17 protein-coding genes, 1 tRNA gene and 1 pseudogene are annotated in these 17,874 nt (G+C 61.9%); 15 read left to right on the top strand and 4 right to left on the bottom strand.

The genetic code is table 11. From position 1 onward, the window contains the following. Positions 1 to 111 precede the first annotated feature (111 nt). Together IFT44_RS19390 and rne are read right to left on the bottom strand one after the other, a co-directional pair. Positions 112 to 188 (bottom strand) — tRNA-Met (locus tag IFT44_RS19390). 143 nt (positions 189 to 331) lie between these two features. Next, positions 332 to 3,736: a ribonuclease E gene (rne, locus tag IFT44_RS19385; protein ID WP_446730965.1), complete on the bottom strand. Its 3,405-nt coding sequence runs from the start codon at positions 3,734 to 3,736 to the stop codon at positions 332 to 334. 734 nt (positions 3,737 to 4,470) lie between these two features. Between rne and rluC the strand changes: the two genes are divergently transcribed. From rluC to IFT44_RS19370, 3 genes are read left to right on the top strand one after another with little or no spacing between them, the layout of a single operon-like run. After that, positions 4,471 to 5,427: a 23S rRNA pseudouridine(955/2504/2580) synthase RluC gene (gene rluC / locus IFT44_RS19380; protein WP_122476782.1), complete on the top strand. Its 957-nt coding sequence runs from the start codon at positions 4,471 to 4,473 to the stop codon at positions 5,425 to 5,427. Next, a complete protein-coding gene (locus IFT44_RS19375; RefSeq protein WP_192176441.1) occupies positions 5,417 to 6,085 on the top strand; it encodes an HAD-IIIA family hydrolase in 669 nt (222 codons plus the stop codon). The genes rluC and IFT44_RS19375 overlap by 11 nt, the downstream gene beginning before the upstream one ends. A gap of 14 nt (positions 6,086 to 6,099) precedes the next feature. Next, positions 6,100 to 7,098, top strand: a complete 999-nt coding sequence (locus IFT44_RS19370; protein WP_192102484.1) for a S49 family peptidase — start codon at positions 6,100 to 6,102, stop codon at positions 7,096 to 7,098. Positions 7,099 to 7,218: 120 nt separating this feature from the next. On the opposite strand, the gene IFT44_RS19365 is transcribed toward IFT44_RS19370, so the two are convergent. Further along, positions 7,219 to 7,797, bottom strand: coding sequence for a Maf family protein (locus tag IFT44_RS19365; RefSeq protein ID WP_192102483.1), 579 nt, complete (start codon positions 7,795 to 7,797; stop codon positions 7,219 to 7,221). Positions 7,798 to 7,891: 94 nt separating this feature from the next. Here IFT44_RS19365 and IFT44_RS19360 point away from each other — a divergent pair, with 94 nt between their 5' ends. The 10 genes and pseudogenes from IFT44_RS19360 to tmk form a co-directional block, all read left to right on the top strand. Next, on the top strand, positions 7,892 to 8,419 hold the full coding sequence (locus tag IFT44_RS19360; protein ID WP_122476496.1) for a YceD family protein: 528 nt from the start codon (positions 7,892 to 7,894) through the stop codon (positions 8,417 to 8,419). 13 nt (positions 8,420 to 8,432) lie between these two features. After that, a complete protein-coding gene (gene rpmF, locus IFT44_RS19355) occupies positions 8,433 to 8,615 on the top strand; it encodes a 50S ribosomal protein L32 (RefSeq protein ID WP_003179396.1) in 183 nt (60 codons plus the stop codon). 3 nt (positions 8,616 to 8,618) lie between these two features. Next, positions 8,619 to 9,629: a phosphate acyltransferase PlsX gene (plsX, locus tag IFT44_RS19350; RefSeq protein WP_185794285.1), complete on the top strand. Its 1,011-nt coding sequence runs from the start codon at positions 8,619 to 8,621 to the stop codon at positions 9,627 to 9,629. 129 nt (positions 9,630 to 9,758) lie between these two features. Further along, positions 9,759 to 10,697: an ACP S-malonyltransferase gene (gene fabD / locus IFT44_RS19345; RefSeq protein WP_192052824.1), complete on the top strand. Its 939-nt coding sequence runs from the start codon at positions 9,759 to 9,761 to the stop codon at positions 10,695 to 10,697. Between the two features lie 15 nt (positions 10,698 to 10,712). Then, positions 10,713 to 11,453, top strand: coding sequence for a 3-oxoacyl-ACP reductase FabG (fabG, locus tag IFT44_RS19340; RefSeq protein ID WP_122476491.1), 741 nt, complete (start codon positions 10,713 to 10,715; stop codon positions 11,451 to 11,453). Between the two features lie 197 nt (positions 11,454 to 11,650). Beyond that, on the top strand, positions 11,651 to 11,887 hold the full coding sequence (acpP, locus tag IFT44_RS19335; RefSeq protein ID WP_043185221.1) for an acyl carrier protein: 237 nt from the start codon (positions 11,651 to 11,653) through the stop codon (positions 11,885 to 11,887). A 109-nt stretch (positions 11,888 to 11,996) separates the two neighbouring features. Beyond that, the gene (gene fabF / locus IFT44_RS19330; protein WP_122476489.1) at positions 11,997 to 13,241 is read left to right on the top strand and encodes a beta-ketoacyl-ACP synthase II; all 1,245 of its coding nucleotides are present in this window, start codon (positions 11,997 to 11,999) and stop codon (positions 13,239 to 13,241) included. Then, positions 13,241 to 14,056, top strand: a complete 816-nt coding sequence (pabC, locus tag IFT44_RS19325; protein WP_192102482.1) for an aminodeoxychorismate lyase — start codon at positions 13,241 to 13,243, stop codon at positions 14,054 to 14,056. Before fabF ends, pabC begins: the two co-directional genes overlap by 1 nt. A 3-nt stretch (positions 14,057 to 14,059) precedes the next feature. Next, positions 14,060 to 15,166 carry an endolytic transglycosylase MltG gene (gene mltG, locus IFT44_RS19320; RefSeq protein ID WP_192176440.1) on the top strand — a complete coding sequence of 369 codons (1,107 nt, stop codon included), beginning with the start codon at positions 14,060 to 14,062 and terminating at the stop codon, positions 15,164 to 15,166. A gap of 17 nt (positions 15,167 to 15,183) precedes the next feature. Next, a pseudogene (gene tmk, locus IFT44_RS19315) lies at positions 15,184 to 15,480 on the top strand (dTMP kinase); the annotation flags it as partial. A 324-nt stretch (positions 15,481 to 15,804) separates the two neighbouring features. Here the strand turns inward: tmk and IFT44_RS19310 are convergent. After that, positions 15,805 to 16,269 carry a helix-turn-helix domain-containing protein gene (locus tag IFT44_RS19310; protein WP_192051191.1) on the bottom strand — a complete coding sequence of 155 codons (465 nt, stop codon included), beginning with the start codon at positions 16,267 to 16,269 and terminating at the stop codon, positions 15,805 to 15,807. Positions 16,270 to 16,370: 101 nt separating this feature from the next. Here IFT44_RS19310 and IFT44_RS19305 point away from each other — a divergent pair, with 101 nt between their 5' ends. Both IFT44_RS19305 and IFT44_RS19300 read left to right on the top strand, forming a co-directional pair. Next, entirely contained in the window at positions 16,371 to 16,793 is a 423-nt protein-coding gene (locus IFT44_RS19305) for a DUF6957 family protein (RefSeq protein WP_342214298.1), read from the top strand. Positions 16,794 to 16,852: 59 nt separating this feature from the next. Continuing rightward, positions 16,853 to 17,299, top strand: a complete 447-nt coding sequence (locus IFT44_RS19300) for a hypothetical protein (RefSeq protein WP_192051193.1) — start codon at positions 16,853 to 16,855, stop codon at positions 17,297 to 17,299. Positions 17,300 to 17,874 lie beyond the last annotated feature (575 nt).

Raw genomic sequence — 17,874 nt, 5'->3', positions numbered from 1 at the left:
TGTAAAGCAACTTTCACATTGCAGGTGTGCAGGGCGTGTTGCCGTGGCGGAGGGCTTTATCGAGCGCATACGAAAAAGGCCACCCGTTTATAGAGTGGCCCTTCCGATGTTTGGTTGCGGGAGCCGGATTTGAACCGACGACCTTCGGGTTATGAGCCCGACGAGCTACCAGACTGCTCCATCCCGCGTCTGTGGAGGCGCATTCTACAGATAGTTGAAAGGCTGTCAACGCTTAAAATGCGTTAAGGTTCGAATCAGGCCGAATTCCTGCACCAACGGCAAGAAAAAGCCCCCGGCGCTTGCACGACGGGGGCTGATTCACACGGGCTGATTACACCAGTGGCTTGGGCTCGTCCTGGGTATCTTGCGCGACAGCGGCGCTGGATACCTCAGTGTCGGGCTTCGAGGCAGCGACTTTCGCCGCTTCCTCGGCTTCGCGCTTGCGACGACGCACTTCACGTGGGTCGTTGGGTGCACGACCATTGCTTGGCAGGGCCGGCGCCGGTTCGACTTCCTGAGCAGGCTCGGGCTCCACGACTGTTGCAGGCTCGCTTGCCTGCACCGGCTCGACGACCGGCAGGACAGCAGCCGGTTCGACCACTACAGGCTCGGCGGCTACTGGTTCCGCGCCAGCCGGTTCGCTGATGTGGTGCAAGGCAGGCTCGGCAGGCAACCACGGTGCGTCTGCGGCAGGCTCGGCAGCGCGAGGCTGAGGCGTCGGCTCGCTGACCTGTGCAGGATCGACCACCACCGGTGCGTCCACTTCGACGTCGGCGCCAGGTTGGCTGACCGGCGTTGGCGTGGCGTCGAACGGAGGCGTTAGTTCCACCGGCTCAGCGACGTACTCCTGCGCAGGCTCGACGGCTTCGACGGCCTCGGCAGGCTTGGCTGCTTCGGTGACGGGCTGCTGCTCGACTACCGGTGCGGCGCTTTCGTTGGCAGGCGCAGCCCAGCTGTCGGGCGCCGAGACCGTGGCAGGCCGTTCGACTTCGGGCTCGCTGTGGGCCTGGGCCGGAGCAATTGCTGCAGTGTCTACCGGCACTTCAACAGCCGCTTCGGCGGTCGGCGCGGTGGCGACGATCTCCGGTGCAGCCAGGCTTTCGCTTTCGACGGCGGTGCCTTCGCCGGTGGCAGGCTGCACGCTGCGATTGGCCTGTTCGGCCTGCTCGTGGGCCTGGGCTTCGGCGGAAGCACTGATGGCGCTTTCCGCAACCGCTGCGGTGACGGCAACGCCGGCGGCCAGGGCTGCACCGTTCGACTCGCCTTCGATGGTCGATTCGTTCGACTCTTCCGAGCCCTCGATCACGTCGCCGTTGGCATCGCGTTGACGTTCGCGGCGGTTGCTGCGACGACGCTGACCACGGGAGCGGCGACGCGGACGATCGCCGTCGTTGCTGTCCTGGTTGTCGTCCTGCAGCAGTTCCTCGTTGGTCAGTGCCTCTTCGGCATTGTCGACTTCGGTCTCCGCCGGGTTTTCCGGATGATCGACACGCTCCTCGCGCGCAGCGCGGGGCTGGCGTTCTTCACGGGCCGGACGCTCTTCGCGCGGTGCACGTTCTTCGCGGGCCGGACGCTCTTCGCGGGGCGCACGTTCTTCGCGCGGAGCACGTTCCTCGCGGACGACACGTTCTTCACGTGGCGCGCGCTCTTCGCGGGCCGGGCGTTCTTCGCGTGCGGCTGGAGCGTCCAGCGGCTCACGCAGTTCACGGACGCGTGGAGCGTCGTCGCCACCATTGCGTGGGCGACGGTCTTCACGTGGTGCGCGCGGCTGGCGTTCCTCACGCGGTGCGCGGGCAGGGCGCTCTTCACGGGCGGCAGGTGCGTCTTCACGGGCAGCGCGATCTTCACGCGGTGCGCGATCCTCGCGTGGCTTGCGTTCTTCGTCGCGGCGACCGCTGCTGCGGTTGCGGCTCTGCTGGCGACCGTTGCGACGCTCTTCGCGCGCCGGGCGCTCGGTGGTGGTGGCAGCGGGTTTCTCGACGACCACAGGTGCAGCAGGCGCTTCCTTGGTGGCGAAGAGGCTTACCAGCGACTTGACCAAGCCCTTGAACAGGCTGGGTTCGGCGATCTGCGGAGCAGGAGTGGGGGCAGGCGCTGCCGCAGCCACGGGGGCAGCTTCTTCGGCTACGACCGGCGCGGCGGCGCGGGTCGGCGCGGTTTTCACTGCGGCTTCCTGGCGGACCAGGGTGCGCGTGGCGGCAACCGGCAGCACTTCTTCCACTTCGGCAGCGGCGATTTCGTAGCTGGATTGGCTGTTCTGCGCTTCCGGGCTGTCGTCACGCAGACGCTGAACTTCGAAGTGCGGCGTTTCCAGGTGATCGTTCGGCAGGATCACGATGCGCGCACGAGTGCGCAGTTCGATCTTGGTGATGGAGTTGCGTTTTTCGTTGAGCAGGAACGCTGCGACCGGAATCGGCACCTGGGCGCGGACTTCGGCAGTGCGGTCCTTCAGGGCTTCTTCTTCGATCAGGCGCAGGATGGCCAGCGACAGCGATTCGACGTCGCGAATGATGCCGGTGCCGCTGCAGCGCGGGCAGACGATGCCGCTGCTCTCGCCCAGCGAGGGACGCAGGCGCTGACGGGACATTTCCAGCAGGCCGAAGCGGGAAATGCGGCCCACTTGTACACGAGCGCGGTCAGCTTCCAGCGACTCGCGGACCTTGTCTTCCACGGCGCGCTGGTTCTTGGCCGGCGTCATGTCGATGAAGTCGATGACGATCAGGCCGCCGATGTCGCGCAGGCGCAACTGGCGAGCGATCTCTTCAGCGGCTTCGAGGTTGGTCTGCAGGGCCGTTTCTTCGATGTCGCTGCCTTTGGTGGCGCGCGCCGAGTTGATGTCGATGGACACCAGTGCCTCGGTCGGATCGATGACGATCGAACCGCCGGAAGGCAACTCGACCACACGCTGGAAAGCGGTTTCGATCTGGCTCTCGATCTGGAAACGGTTGAACAGCGGCACGCTGTCTTCGTACAGCTTGATCTTGCTGGCGTACTGCGGCATCACCTGGCGGATGAAGGTCAGGGCTTCGTCCTGGGCTTCGACGCTGTCGATCAGCACTTCGCCGATGTCCTGGCGCAGGTAGTCGCGGATCGCGCGGATGATGACGTTGCTTTCCTGGTAGATCAGGAAAGGTGCGGAGCGGTCCAGCGAGGCTTCCTTGATCGCGGTCCACAGCTGCAGCAGGTAGTCCAGGTCCCACTGCATCTCTTCGCTGCTGCGGCCAAGGCCGGCCGTGCGAACGATCAGGCCCATGTCGGCAGGAGCGACCAGGCCATTGAGTGCTTCGCGCAGTTCGTTGCGCTCTTCACCCTCGATGCGACGGGAAATGCCACCGGCGCGCGGATTGTTGGGCATCAGTACCAGGTAGCGACCGGCAAGGCTGATGAACGTGGTCAGGGCAGCGCCCTTGTTGCCGCGCTCTTCCTTCTCGACCTGGACGATGACTTCCTGGCCTTCGCTCAGGACTTCCTTGATGTTGACGCGGCCTTCGGGGTTTTTCTTGAAGTACTCGCGGGAGATTTCCTTGAGGGGCAGGAAGCCGTGGCGTTCCGAGCCGAAGTCGACGAAGGCGGCTTCAAGGCTGGGTTCGATGCGAGTGATGCGGCCTTTATAGATGTTGGCCTTCTTCTGCTCGCGGGCGCCTGACTCGATGTCCAGGTCGTAGAGGCGCTGGCCGTCTACAAGGGCAACACGCAACTCTTCGGGTTGAGTTGCGTTGATCAGCATTCTTTTCATGTAGTACCGTCGGTTTCCGGGCTGCCGGAAACGGCGTTCGGCACACACGACTTCTCACGGTCGGTGTCAGGTGCGTCAACAGGGCCTAGGCCACTGCAGTGTCCAGCGATTTCTGCCCAACAGGGGCGGAACCGCGACGACGCGTCCTGCTTGCTGTGGTGTCAAAAGCACTCAGTCAGGAGGAGGAATCAATCGTCTGGCGTGGACGCCCTTGAGCGTCTTGTTCAAGACCGGCATGGCAGAAGTGCCTGAGGCTGCTTCCTGCCGTGACGCGGTACTACACGGTCCGACGGTTGTGCATCTCCACCCTACACGTATCCCTGATAATTCGGGTGCTGCCGCGCGCTGAATCCGCAACGGGTTGGCAATATCGCGAACTTCAATTCGTAAAGTTCGCCCTGTATGACTAAGGCATTGGGTTTCCGAAGCTTGTACCTGAACTGGGTAAGGACGACTGCAAAGCGTAAGTGGCGTCGAACAAAAGGCAGGAAGGTGTCCGGTATGCCGGGGTTCCTGGGCTTTCATCGGTTTTCTCGCACCTGCGCGGCGTTGCCCTCAAACACTCCGTAACTGGCAAAAGCCCCGTAGGACGGCCTCGCGTCCTCGAGAATTGCGTTGGTCAGGGCCGGTTCATAACCGCTTGTCCGCTGCCCAGCCGCTTATGGCGGCGTTCGCGACTATAGCAGCAATCATTAAGTGCTTCAAATCCATAAAAAATTGTTATGATCGCGGCCATGACGACTACTACTCCCCCAACCTCCGGCGTTCAGCTGATCGAGGTTGCGCCGGAACTTGCCGGCCAACGCATAGACAACTTTCTCATCACGGCGCTCAAGGGCGTTCCGAAAACCTTGATCTATCGCATCCTGCGCAAGGGCGAAGTGCGGGTGAACAAGGGGCGCATCAAGCCGGAATACAAGCTGCAGGCCGGCGACATCGTACGCGTGCCGCCGGTGCGCCTGCCCGAGCGCGACGCGCCCGTGCCGGTTGCGCAAGGGCTGCTGCAGCGGCTCGAAGATGCCATTGTCTACGAAGACAAGGCCTTGATCGTGCTGAACAAGCCGGCAGGCATTGCCGTGCATGGCGGCAGCGGCCTGAGCTTCGGCGTGATCGAAGCGTTTCGCCAGTTGCGCCCTGACACCAAGGAGCTCGAACTGGTGCATCGCCTGGATCGCGACACGTCCGGGCTGCTGATGATCGCCAAGAAACGCTCCATGCTGCGCCACCTGCACGCGGCGCTGCGTGGCGACGGTGTCGACAAGCGCTACATGGCGTTGGTGCGTGGGCATTGGGCGACCGCCAAGAAGCAGGTCAATGCGCCCCTGCTCAAGAGCAACCTGCGTTCGGGCGAGCGCATGGTCGAGATCAACGAAGAAGGCAAGGAAGCGCTGACCCTGTTCAAGGTGCTGCGCCGCTTCGGCGACTTCGCGACCATCGTCGAGGCGCGCCCGATCACCGGGCGCACCCATCAGATCCGCGTACACGCCCTGCATGCCGGGCACGAGATTGCCGGCGACACCAAGTACGGCGACGAAAACTTCTCCAAGGAGATTCGCGAGCTGGGTGGCAAGCGTCTGTTCCTGCACGCCTATGCCTTGACGGTGCCGCTGCCCGATGGCGGTGAGTTGAAAGTCGAGGCGCCGGTCGACGAAGTCTGGGCCCGGACCGTGGAGCGCCTGAGTGCAAGCTGATTACTCGCTGTTGATCTTCGATTGGGACGGCACCCTGTGCGACTCCATAGGCCGGATCGTCGAGGCCATGCACGCCGCCGCGGCACTGTCCGGCTACCCGCCGTGCAGTGACGAAGCGGTCAAGGGTATCATCGGCCTGGCCCTGTCCGAAGCCATCGGCGTGCTGTATCCCCAGCTCGACGAAGCGCAGGTGTTGGCCATGCGCGCGCATTACGCCGCTGCCTACATGGCCCTCGACGCCACGCCGTCTGCGCTGTTTCCCGGTGTACGCGAAGCCTTGCTCGGGTTTCGCGAGCAGGGCTATCGCCTGGCCGTGGCAACCGGCAAGGCGCGGCGCGGGCTGGATAGAGTGCTCAAGGCGCATGGCTGGGAAGACTTTTTCGACATCACCCGTGCTGCCGATGAAACCCGCGGCAAGCCCCATCCTCTGATGCTCGAGCAGATCATGAGCCACTGCGAGGCGGTGCCTGAGCGCTCGCTGATGGTCGGCGATGCCTCGTTCGATCTATTGATGGCGCGCAATGCCGGCATGCACAGCGTGGCCGTCGGTTACGGCGCCCTGCCGCTGCATGTGCTGCGCCAATACGAACCGCAGGTGTGCATCGAATCGTTCGACCAATTGCCCGCGTGGCTCGACAGTCGTCGCGTATCAGCCTGAACAAGAGGTAGAGAATGTCCGATCAATGGAAAGCTCCACGCAGTGAAGAAGACAGCGCGCCCATAGGTGATGAAAAAAGCTGGCGACTGCTCGAAAAAACCCTGCTGGCCAGTGTGCAGGAACAGCGCCGCGCTCGCCGCTGGGGCATCTTCTTCAAGCTGCTGACGTTCATCTATCTGTTCGGCGCGATCTTCCTGTTCTCGCCACTGCTGGATATGGAAAAGGCCACGAGCGGCAGTGCGTCCGGATACACCGCAGTGATCGACGTGCGCGGTGTGATTGCCGACAAGGAAGCCGCGAGCGCGGACAATATCGTCGGCAGCCTGCGCAGTGCATTCGAAGACACCAAGGTCAAGGGCGTGATCTTGCGCATCAACAGCCCTGGCGGCAGTCCGGTGCAGTCCGGCTACGTCTTCGACGAGATCCGTCGCTTGCGCGGTGAGCACCCGGACATCAAGGTTTACGCGGTCATTGCCGACCTCGGCGCGTCCGGGGCCTATTACATCGCCAGCGCCGCGGATGAGATCTACGCCGACAAATCCAGCCTGGTCGGTTCCATTGGCGTGACGGCGGCCGGCTACGGCTTCGTCGGCACCATGGAAAAGTTGGGCGTCGAGCGCCGTGCCTATACCTCGGGCGAGCACAAGGCATTCCTGGATCCGTTCCAGCCGCAGCGTGCCGATGAGACCGAGTTCTGGAAGGGCGTGCTGGCGACCACCCACCGGCAGTTCATCGACAGCGTCAAGGCCGGCCGTGGTGACCGACTCAAAGACAAAGAGCATCCCGAATTGTTTTCCGGGCTGATCTGGTCGGGCGAGCAGGCACTGCAACTGGGTCTGGTCGACGCGCTGGGCAGCAGCAGCATGGTTGCCCGCGACGTGATCGGCGCCAAGGACATGGTCGACTTCACCGTGAAGGAATCGCCGCTCGACCGCTTCTCGAAGAAGTTCGGTGCCAGCGTTGCCGATCAGATCGCGATGTGGATGGGATTCCAGGGGCCGAGCCTGCGCTGAGTCGTTGCAGCGCTGTCGATGGCCTCTTCGCGGGCAGAGCCCGCTCCCACAGAAGGCCGCTCCTGCGCTTGTGGGAGCGGGCTCTGCCCGCGAAAGCGGCAGTAATCACCCCCGCAAGGCTCAAGGCAGTTGCACACCCTCCTTGAGCAGCATGTCCACCAGGCGAATCAGCGGCAGGCCCACCAGGCTGGTGGCGTCCGCACCTTCGGTGCTCTGGAACAGGGTCACACCCAGCCCTTCGGCCTTGAAGCTGCCGGCGCAGTCATAAGGCTGCTCTGCCAACAGGTAGCGTTCGATGGCAGCGGCCGATAGCGGGCGCATGTGCACCGTGAACGGCACCACATCGACCTGGCACTCGCCGCTTACGACATTCAATAGCGCCAGCCCGGTCAGAAACGTGACGGACCGGCCGCTGGCAGCCAGCAATTGCTCGCGCGCCTGTGCGAAGCCGCCAGGCTTGCCCAGAACCCTGTCTGCGAGCACTGCAACCTGGTCCGAACCAATGATCAAATGCCCGGGATGCAGCGCGGCCAGCGCCCGGGCTTTCTGCTCGGCGAGGCGTTTGACCAGGGCGCAGGCCGGCTCGTCTGGCAGGTGACTTTCGTCGATGTCGGGCGATGCGCAGGTGAACGGCAGGCGAAGCCGCGCCAGCAGTTCGCGGCGGTAGGGGGAGCTGGAAGCGAGTAGCAAAGCAGGCATGGCAGGCTCCTGTGGATGAACGGCCACTCTATCATGCACTTGGGCCTGAATTTCCTTTGACAGGTGAGGGGGTCGTCCCTAGAATGCTGCGCCTATGTTGAATGACCCGATTCCACCTCACGTTGACCCGCGCAAATTGGCAGATCGTGGCGTAACCCTAGAAGGTTCGCTGCTCTTGGCCGATTTGGAGAGACTCTGCGACCCGCTTTCCGACACCGTCGGTACGGTGCAGGCCAAATTCATTTTCGAGCGAGACGAACGCAAGGCCGTGGTCATCCACAGCTGCCTGGACGTCGAAGTCAAGATGGTTTGCCAGCGTTGTCTTGAGCTGGTAACCCTGCCGATCCACAGCGAATGCAGTTATGCCGTGGTGAAGGAGGGTGCGAACACCCAGTCGTTACCGAAAGGTTATGACGTGCTGGAACTGGGCGAAGATCCATTGGATCTGCAGGCGCTGGTCGAGGAGGAGCTGTTGCTCGCCTTGCCTATCGTGCCTGCTCATCATCCGGAAGAATGCCAGCAGCCGGCGGGAGCAGATGATCCCGATCCGAGCGAGGACGAGGTAACGCGGTCCAACCCGTTCAGTGTATTGGCGCAGTTAAAGCGTGACCCAAACGTTTAGGAGTTAATCAATTATGGCTGTTCAGCAGAACAAAAAATCCCGCTCTGCCCGTGACATGCGCCGTTCGCACGACGCACTCGAGGCAAGCACCCTGTCGGTCGAAAAGACCACCGGTGAAGTGCACCTGCGTCACCACGTATCGCCAGAAGGCGTATACCGTGGCCGTAAAGTGATCGACAAGGGCGCTGACGAGTAAATCTTGTCCGCTCAGTCCATCGCGATTGATGCAATGGGCGGGGACTTCGGTCCCCGCAGCATTGTTCAGGCCAGCCTTGCCTGCCTGTCAGCTACGCCCTCGCTGCACCTGACCCTCGTCGGTCACCCTCAACTCCTCGAAGAACTGATTGCCAGCCAGCCGGCAATGGATCGCTCACGCCTGCACATCGCTGCCGCCGGTGAAGTGGTCGGCATGGACGAGCGCCCGTCCCAGGCGTTGCGCGGCAAGCCGGATTCGTCGATGCGTGTGGCGCTCGAGCTGCTGCGTGACGAGCAGGTTCAGGCGGTGGTCAGCGCCGGCAACACCGGGGCTCTGATGGCCTTGTCCAGGCACTTGCTGAAGACCCTGCCGGGCATCGACCGCCCGGCCATGATGGCCGCGATCCCGACACGGGGAGGGTACTGCCAGCTGCTGGACCTGGGCGCCAATGTCGACTGCAGTGCCGAGCACCTGTATCAGTTCGCCGTGATGGGCTCGGTCGCGGCCCAGGCACTGGGCGTCGAGCGGCCGCGGGTTGCGCTGCTCAACGTGGGCACCGAGGACATCAAGGGCAACCAGCAGGTCAAGCTTGCCGCCAGTCTGTTGCGCAAGGCGCAGGGCCTGAACTATACCGGCTACATCGAAGGCGACGGCGTGTTTCGAGGCGAGGCCGATGTGGTGGTGTGCGACGGCTTCGTCGGCAATATCCTGCTCAAATCCAACGAAGGCCTGGCCGGCATGTTCGCCGAGCGCGTGCAGGCGCTGTTTCGCAGCAGCCTGATGGCGCGCGCCGCGGGCGTGCTGGCCCTGCCGTTGCTCAAGCGACTGCAGGCCGACCTGGCGCCTGCGCGCTACAACGGCGCAAGTCTGCTCGGCCTGCAGGGCATCGTGGTCAAGAGCCATGGCGCCGCTGGCGTGGAAGGGCTGCAGTGTGCGATAGACCGGGCGCGCGACGAGATTCGCGAAAACCTGCCGCGACGCCTGCATGGGCAGCTGGCGCAGAGGCTGCTTTAGGCGTGCGCGGCCAGAGGTGCTTAAATGTGACCACTGGCAGGTGTACGTTATCCAACTGTCAGTTCAGTGCGCCGGACACGCTTCCGGCGTCGAATTTTCTGGCAACAAGATCATACAAGGGCTTGTTCAATGTCTGCATCCCTCGCATTCGTTTTCCCGGGGCAAGGCTCCCAGTCGCTCGGCATGCTGGCCGAGCTGGGTGCGCAGTACCCCTTGGTCATGGACACCTTCAAGGAGGCGTCCGACGCCTTGGGCTATGACCTCTGGGCGCTGGTTCAACAGGGCCCGGTCGAAAGCCTCAACCAGACCGACAAGACGCAACCCGCCATTCTTGCCGCTTCCATCGCGCTTTGGCGCCTGTGGTTGGCCGAGGGCGGCGAGCGTCCGGCCTATGTCGCCGGCCACAGCCTGGGCGAATACAGTGCGCTGGTGGCCGCAGGCTGCCTGTCACTGGCCGATGCGGTCAAGCTGGTGGAGCGTCGCGGCCAGTTGATGCAGGAAGCGGTTCCCGCCGGGCAGGGGGCCATGGCGGCCATTCTTGGCCTGGAAGACGCCGATGTGCTGGCAGCCTGCGCCGAAGCGGCCCAGGGCGACGTGGTCAGCGCGGTCAATTTCAACTCTCCGGGCCAGGTGGTGATTGCCGGTTCGGCGCAAGCCGTTGCCCGTGCCATCGAACTGTGCAAGGCCAAGGGCGCCAAGCGCGCCATGCCGTTGCCGGTCAGCGTGCCGTCGCACTGTGCCTTGATGAAACCGGCTGCCGAGCGTTTCGCCGAGTCGGTCAATGCCATCGACTGGCAGTCGCCGCAAATTCCGGTCGTGCAGAATGTCAGCGCCGCTGTGCCGGCCGATCTCGACACCCTCAAGCGCGACCTGCTCGAGCAGTTGTACAAGCCGGTGCGCTGGGTTGAAACCGTGCAATACCTGGCCGCCCAGGGCGCACCGCGTCTCGTGGAATGCGGACCGGGCAAGGTCCTGGCCGGCCTCAACAAGCGCTGCGCCGAGGGCGTGAGCACCGACAACCTGAACACCCCCGAAGCCTTCGCCGCCACCCGCGCGGCGCAAGCCTGATCAAGGAGAACTTGCATGAGCCTGCAAGGTAAAGTTGCACTGGTCACTGGCGCAAGCCGTGGCATTGGCCAGGCGATTGCCCTGGAACTGGGTCGCATGGGCGCCACCGTCATCGGCACCGCTACCTCCGAAAGCGGCGCCGCACGCATTGCTGCCACGCTCAAGGAGCACGGCATCGAAGGCACCGGCCTGGAGCTGAACGTGTGCAGTGACGAGTCGGTGGCTGCCACCCTGGCCAAGATCCAGGAGCAGTTCGGCGCCCCGGCGATTCTGGTCAACAACGCCGGCATCACCCGCGACAACCTGATGCTGCGCATGAAAGACGACGAATGGCACGATGTGGTCGATACCAACCTCAACAGCCTGTTCCGCCTGTCCAAGGCCGTATTGCGTGGCATGACCAAAGCGCGATGGGGCCGGATCATCAGCATTGGTTCGGTTGTAGGTGCAATGGGCAACGTCGGCCAAGTAAACTACGCCGCGGCCAAGGCCGGTCTCGAGGGTTTCAGTCGTGCCCTGGCACGTGAAGTCGGCTCGCGCGCAATCACCGTGAACTCGGTGGCGCCCGGTTTCATCGACACCGACATGACCCGCGAACTGCCCGAAGCACAGCGCGAAGCGCTGCAGGGCCAGATTCCGCTGGGTCGCCTGGGTCAGGCCGACGAAATCGCCAAAGTGGTCGGTTTTCTGGCTTCCGACGGTGCAGCCTACGTCACAGGGGCTACAATCCCGGTGAACGGCGGCATGTACATGTAAATGAAAATGTGACGGATTGCTTCAAAAAAATGTCTTACCCGGCATCCAAAATCCGTTATAAAGCTGCATCCGAATTCTAGGTGGCGGGCTTACGTGGGGTCGCAGTGACGCTTTCAGTTTGAAAAGCCGAGCTTCTTCTATAAACTTACGTACCGGCCAGCCGCCTGACATATGTCCATTAGGAGTGAAAACAAGGTATGAGCACCATCGAAGAACGCGTCAAGAAGATCGTCGCCGAGCAACTGGGCGTCAAAGCGGAGGAGGTCAACAACACTTCTTCCTTCGTTGAAGATCTGGGTGCCGATTCCCTGGACACCGTTGAGCTGGTGATGGCTCTGGAAGAGGAATTCGAAACCGAGATTCCTGACGAAGAAGCCGAGAAAATCACCACTGTTCAAGCTGCCATCGATTACGTCACCGCCCACCAGGCGTAACGTTTTGTAATCGCCGTTGCTTGTCATGGAAAACCGCACTGCCTTCGTTGGCGTGCGGTTTTTTCTTTAGACGGCCGCGCGGTGATGTTTCCAGAATAAGGAGAGTGCTGTGTCGCGTAGACGCGTCGTGGTCACAGGTATGGGCATGCTGTCACCGCTGGGCACCGACGTGCCGAGCAGCTGGCAGGGCATCCTGGCCGGCCGCAGTGGCATAGGTCCCATCGAACATACGGATCTGTCGGCCTATTCGACCCGTTTCGGCGGCTCGGTGAAGGGGTTCGATGTCGAGCAATACCTCTCGGTCAAGGAGGCACGCAAGCTCGACTTGTTCATTCAGTATGGCCTGGCCGCGGGTTTCCAGGCAGTACGCAACGCGGGCCTTGAAGTCACCGATGCCAATCGCGAGCGTATCGGCGTGGCCATGGGCTCGGGCATCGGTGGCCTGACCAATATCGAAGAAACCTGCCGCATCCTGCACGACAGCGGGCCACGGCGGATATCGCCGTTCTTCGTGCCTGGCTCCATCATCAACATGATTTCCGGTTTCCTGTCGATTCACCTCGGTGCGCAGGGGCCCAACTACGCAATCGCCACCGCCTGCACCACCGGCACCCATTGCATTGGCATGGCCGCGCGCAACATTGTCTATGGCGAGGCTGACGTGATGATCGCCGGTGGTGCGGAAATGGCCGCCTGCGGGCTGGGCATGGGCGGCTTCGGCGCGGCGCGTGCCTTGTCCACGCGCAATGACGAGCCGACCCGGGCCAGCCGTCCGTGGGACAAGGGCCGCGACGGTTTCGTCCTGTCCGATGGCGCAGGCGCGCTGGTGCTCGAAGAACTCGAGCACGCCCAGGCGCGTGGTGCGACCATCTATGCCGAGCTGATCGGTTTCGGCACCAGCGGCGATGCGTTCCACATGACTTCGCCGCCTGAAGATGGCGCCGGTGCGGCACGCTGCATGACCAATGCGCTGCGCGATGCCGGCATCACGCCCGACCAGGTGCAGTACATCAATGCCCATGGCACCTCGACCTCGGCGGGCGATCTGGCCGAAGTCAGCGCCATCAAGACCGTGTTCGGCGACCATGCTTACAAGCTGGCGGTAAGCTCGACCAAGTCGATGACCGGTCACCTGCTGGGTGCCGCCGGTGCCGTCGAAGCCATCTTCAGTGTGCTGGCCATCAACAGCCAGATGGCGCCGCCGACCATCAACCTGGACGAGCCGGACGAGGGCTGCGACCTGGACTTCGTGCCGCACACCGCGCGCAGCATGCCGATCGACGTGGTGCTGAGCAACTCGTTCGGTTTCGGTGGAACCAACGGTTCCCTGGTGTTCCGGCGCTTTCCCGGTTGATGCAGGCCTGGCTCGACGGGCAGCCAGGCGATGCGCTGGGCCTGAAGAGTCGGGGCCTGGCCTACGGTGATGGTGTGTTCGAAACCATTGCCGTACGCAATGGCCACGCGGTGCTGCTGGACCGTCACCTGACGCGCGTTGCGCTGGGCTGCCAGCGTCTGGCGATCGTAGCCGAACTGGCGGTGTTGCGCGACGAGGTCGTGCGCTATGCGGCGGCACTGGGTCAGGGCGTGCTCAAGTTGATCGTCACTCGCGGTGACAGTGCGCGCGGTTATGCCGCTGATCCGCAGGCCGCGGCGCGGCGCATTCTGCAAGGTTCTCCCAGCCCTGCCTATCCGCAGACGCACCGCGCGCAGGGTGTGGAACTCTACCCGTGCAGCACGCGGCTCGCCGAGCAACCCTTGCTGGCCGGACTCAAGCACCTCAATCGCCTGGAGCAGGTACTGGCCCGCGCCGAATGGAGCGACCCGGCTTTTGCCGAAGGTTTGATGCTGGACGTGTCCGGGCGCCTCGTCGAAGGGGTCTACAGCAATCTGTTCCTGGTGGTCGACGGGGTGTTGCACACGCCCGCGCTGCATCGCTGCGGCGTGGCCGGAGTGATGCGCGCCGAACTGCTGGAGCAAGCCGCGACGCTGGGTCTGCAGGTGTCCGTGGGTGACCTGTGGCCAGCGGACCTGGCACGGGCCGACGAAGTATTCGTCTGCAACAGTGTCTACGGCGTGTGGCCGGTGCGCGCTTTCACGTCGCTGAGGTGGTCGCCGGGACCGCTCACCCGTAAACTGCAAGGCATTGCCCACGCGCTATTGGATGCCTGATTTGTGAAGCGTAAATTTCTGCTGTTGCTGGAAACGCTCATCGTTGTTGCCGCACTGGCGACGGGCGTGGCGGCCTGGAAAGTCGACAGTGCCTTGAACCAGCCTCTGGCCGTGGCTCAAGAACAGCTGCTCGATGTGCCCAACCGCGCAACCCCCGGCGGCACGATCCTGCGCATGCAGGCGGCGGGCACCCTGCGCGATGCATTCTGGTTGCGCCTGTACTGGCGCTTCAACCGTGCCGGACAGCCCCTGCACACCGGCGAATACCGCATGACGCCCGGCATGACCGTCAACGACCTGTTCAACGTCTGGCAGCGCGGCGAGGTGGTGCAGTACAGCCTGACCCTGGTCGAAGGCTGGAATTTCCGTCAGGTGCGCGCGGCATTGGCGCGTCAGGACAAGCTCGAGCAGACCCTGGGCGGGCTCAGCGACAGTGAGGTCATGGCGCGCATCGGCCACCCCAAGGCGTTCCCCGAAGGTCGATTCTTCCCTGACACCTACAAGTACGTGCGTGGCATGAGCGATGTCGAGCTGCTTCAGCAGGCCTACGCCCGTCTTGAAGAAGTGCTGGCCAGCGAATGGAGCGAGCGCGCCGCCAGCGCACCCTACAGCGAGCCTTACCAGGCGCTGATCATGGCCTCGCTGGTGGAAAAGGAAACCGGTGTGCCCCAGGAGCGCGGCGAGATCGCCGGGGTCTTCGTACGTCGTCTCAAGACGGGCATGTTGTTGCAGACCGACCCGACCGTCATCTATGGCATGGGCGAGCGCTACAACGGCAAGCTGACCCGCGCCGACCTGCGCGAGCCGACGGCCTACAACACCTACGTGATCGCCGGAATGCCGCCCACGCCCATTGCCATGGTGGGCCGCGAGGCGATTCATGCCGCGCTCAACCCGGTCCCCGGCAGCAGCCTGTATTTCGTCGCGCGCGGCGACGGCAGCCATGTCTTTTCCGACGATCTGGATGCCCACAACAACGCCGTGCGCGAATACCAACTCAAACGCCGCGCCGATTATCGCTCGAGCCCCGCGCCAGCCGCGGCGCCGACAGAGACCGGTACGCACGAGCCACAAGAGAAGCCGGACGCCGTCGAGGCACCTGCTCCATGACTTTGCAAGGACACCCTGTGACCGGTTTATTCATCACTCTGGAAGGGCCGGAAGGCGCGGGCAAGAGTACCAATCGCGAGTACCTGGCCGAGCGTCTGCGCGCCAGCGGACTGGACGTGGTGCTGACCCGCGAGCCGGGCGGCACGCCCCTGGCCGAACGTATCCGCGAACTGCTGCTGGCACCCAGCGATGAAACCATGTGCGTGGATACCGAACTGCTGCTGATGTTCGCCGCGCGCGCGCAACACCTGGCCCAGGTGATTCGCCCGGCGCTGGCGCGTGGCGCGGTGGTGTTGTGCGATCGGTTCACCAATAATTTGTTTTGGAAGGGGGAAGAACGTAAACCGACGGGACATTGCGCTTAGCTCGCCCCGTGTTCGCTAAACCCTAGGAAAAACAGGGCTTGTAGAGTGGGGCGAGTCGCTAGTGATTTTATCTTAGCACCAAAACGCTGCTTTACGTAAACCACCGCTCGTCAGCAAAAAATTTGGTGCGAATGTAAACACGTTTTCGCACACTACAGAGATTTGTGCTCCACTTGTGCTCTTTCACCCAATCCGTAAATCCACAAATCCAATAAACTCGGGCACTTAGCGGTTTACATTCCTATCTTAAGCCGTCTCGTCGTATCACCAAGCCTAGCTTTCTCGGTGCCATAGTCGGCGAAGCGTGCTCTCCGGTATCCCCAGCTCCTTCGCTGCCTGAGCTTGGGTAAATCCTCTCTTCTTCAAATCATGAACCGCTTCCAACTTCTTTCTGGCGCTATCCGTCCCATGGCGTGGCAATGCCTCTGGCTTCGTTGGCAGGCTCGCGTCAGCCAGTTCCAGGGCATCTAGCTCCGCAAGCGCAGCCAGCAGCATCTCCCGAGCTGTTACGTGTTTGTGGGAGGCAACGGTTAGCGCGAGGAGGGTGATCGGCTCCACATTTAGTGCGGCTGCTAGCTGATAGCTCGAGTCGAGGGTCACCGCACTTTTTCCGAGCTCTAGGTTGCTTACATGAGGTTGGGACACCGAACCGCCTACATTGGCGATGTCCTCTTGGAACAGCCCTTTACGAGTGCGTAGCAACTGAAGGGATGCTGCAAAGGAATAACGCAGCGACATCGCAAATTCCCCATAAACGAGTGGTATGCCGCGTTTGCCTGCCGCCAAGCAAAGAGATATAGTTATACGGATGGCGGTTTGGATCTGGATCGTCAATTTATGTGAAATTATTGGCGGGGACGCAGCAGATGGAAAGAGGGCTCGAAGATGGGCTGCTGGGCGAAAGTGGGGTTGCCTTGGTTGGCTCTGAACTGTCCCTTGAAGATGTGCTCCTCGCTGCTCGAGAACATTACAAACACCTGCCCCTATGCGCCGTTCAAGAATGGATCATTCTGGACGCCATCGTCACCGACGACGAGCGAGCCAACGTGATCGCTGCTGGTTGCCAACCCATGTTTCTGTTTGCCCACAAAGTCTTGCACGACGAGCAGAGAAGATTCGAGCCAGGTGATTGGGTGCGTTCAAGTATGGGCACCACGTTCAAAGAAGGCTTCATTTTCGCCACGCGGAACACGATTTACGTTTTGGTTGGGCCAGGTCAACGCAAACCTGCTTCTATCGAAGCGATATTTTCGATCTGCTAAGCATCACTCATTGGCTAAATGCTGGGCCAATTTATGGGCCTAGAGAATTGGGGCAACACATGTTCAGAACACAAGACGCTGACCTGATCGGGATACCCGGAATGTTCGGTGAAGGCGTTTCCCAATGGCACTCCGTGTCGCGACTGCTTAAAACGCACTGGTACCACCTCACCGTACGTGCCGTGGAAAATGGCCGTAGCACTGAGATCGCATTCATGGTCGAGGGGGAGCAAAAACTCCAGCGCATGCTGGTGGCCCAAGACGAGCAGGCCTTCATCACTGACATCCAGGTGGTTACGCCGTCACACATGAACGCCAAGGGTATTTGGAGCATGGAACCGCTGGCGAAGGTCACCGTTGGCATGGACAGTACCGGATGCGAAGCCTGCCTGCTCGAGGTCGAGAGTGGAACGGTTTATCACAACTCACACAACCCAGATTTCCGGCCTGATTTGCTAACAAACCTTCGTCGCATTTTCCAATCGAGCATGATCAAAGCTGCCTAGGGAATACCAAAAAATGCGCATGAAATCAGCAGACATGGTTGCGTGGCAGATTCCTGGTAAAAGCCTTTACGACGGACGCAGAACCCATGAAGACTCAGACGAACAACAATATTGACCTCATGTTTTACAGTAAGCGCCACACCTGCTTCGACCTCAGACGCCTAGTCAAGGCGAAGGAACAGGCATTCTCTGCTCCCGTCACGGCCTACCTCTGCGGGTTTTCATTACCTCGCGTACTGGCGTTGGCATTGTTTTCGATCACGTACGTCGAAAAGCGAACGGCTTATTCGAAGATGGCCACTTGATCCGGACATCCGACGTAGTGTCAGTGGAGAAAGAAGGGCGATTCTGGGTTATGACTACCGAGAACTCTCGCTATGTGATTGCTACATTTCAGCGCGAAAATGGCCTGTGCCAAGGACAGCGGGCTGGATACCAGTACGCCTATCGACAATACGGGCCACATAGAACGGGACACAGACAAACGCTTTGCAGAGCGCAAAGAAAATGGAGCAGGCATAGCACGCACTTCCTGATCATCAAGAAACTTCAAGGGCGTTCAGCAACCGTTGCAG

Source organism: Pseudomonas sp. CFBP 13710, from assembly GCF_014842235.1.
Lineage (GTDB): Bacteria > Pseudomonadota > Gammaproteobacteria > Pseudomonadales > Pseudomonadaceae > Aquipseudomonas > Aquipseudomonas baltica.
Note: the sequence above shows the minus strand (reverse complement) of the source record. Positions and strands in the feature narration are given on the sequence as shown.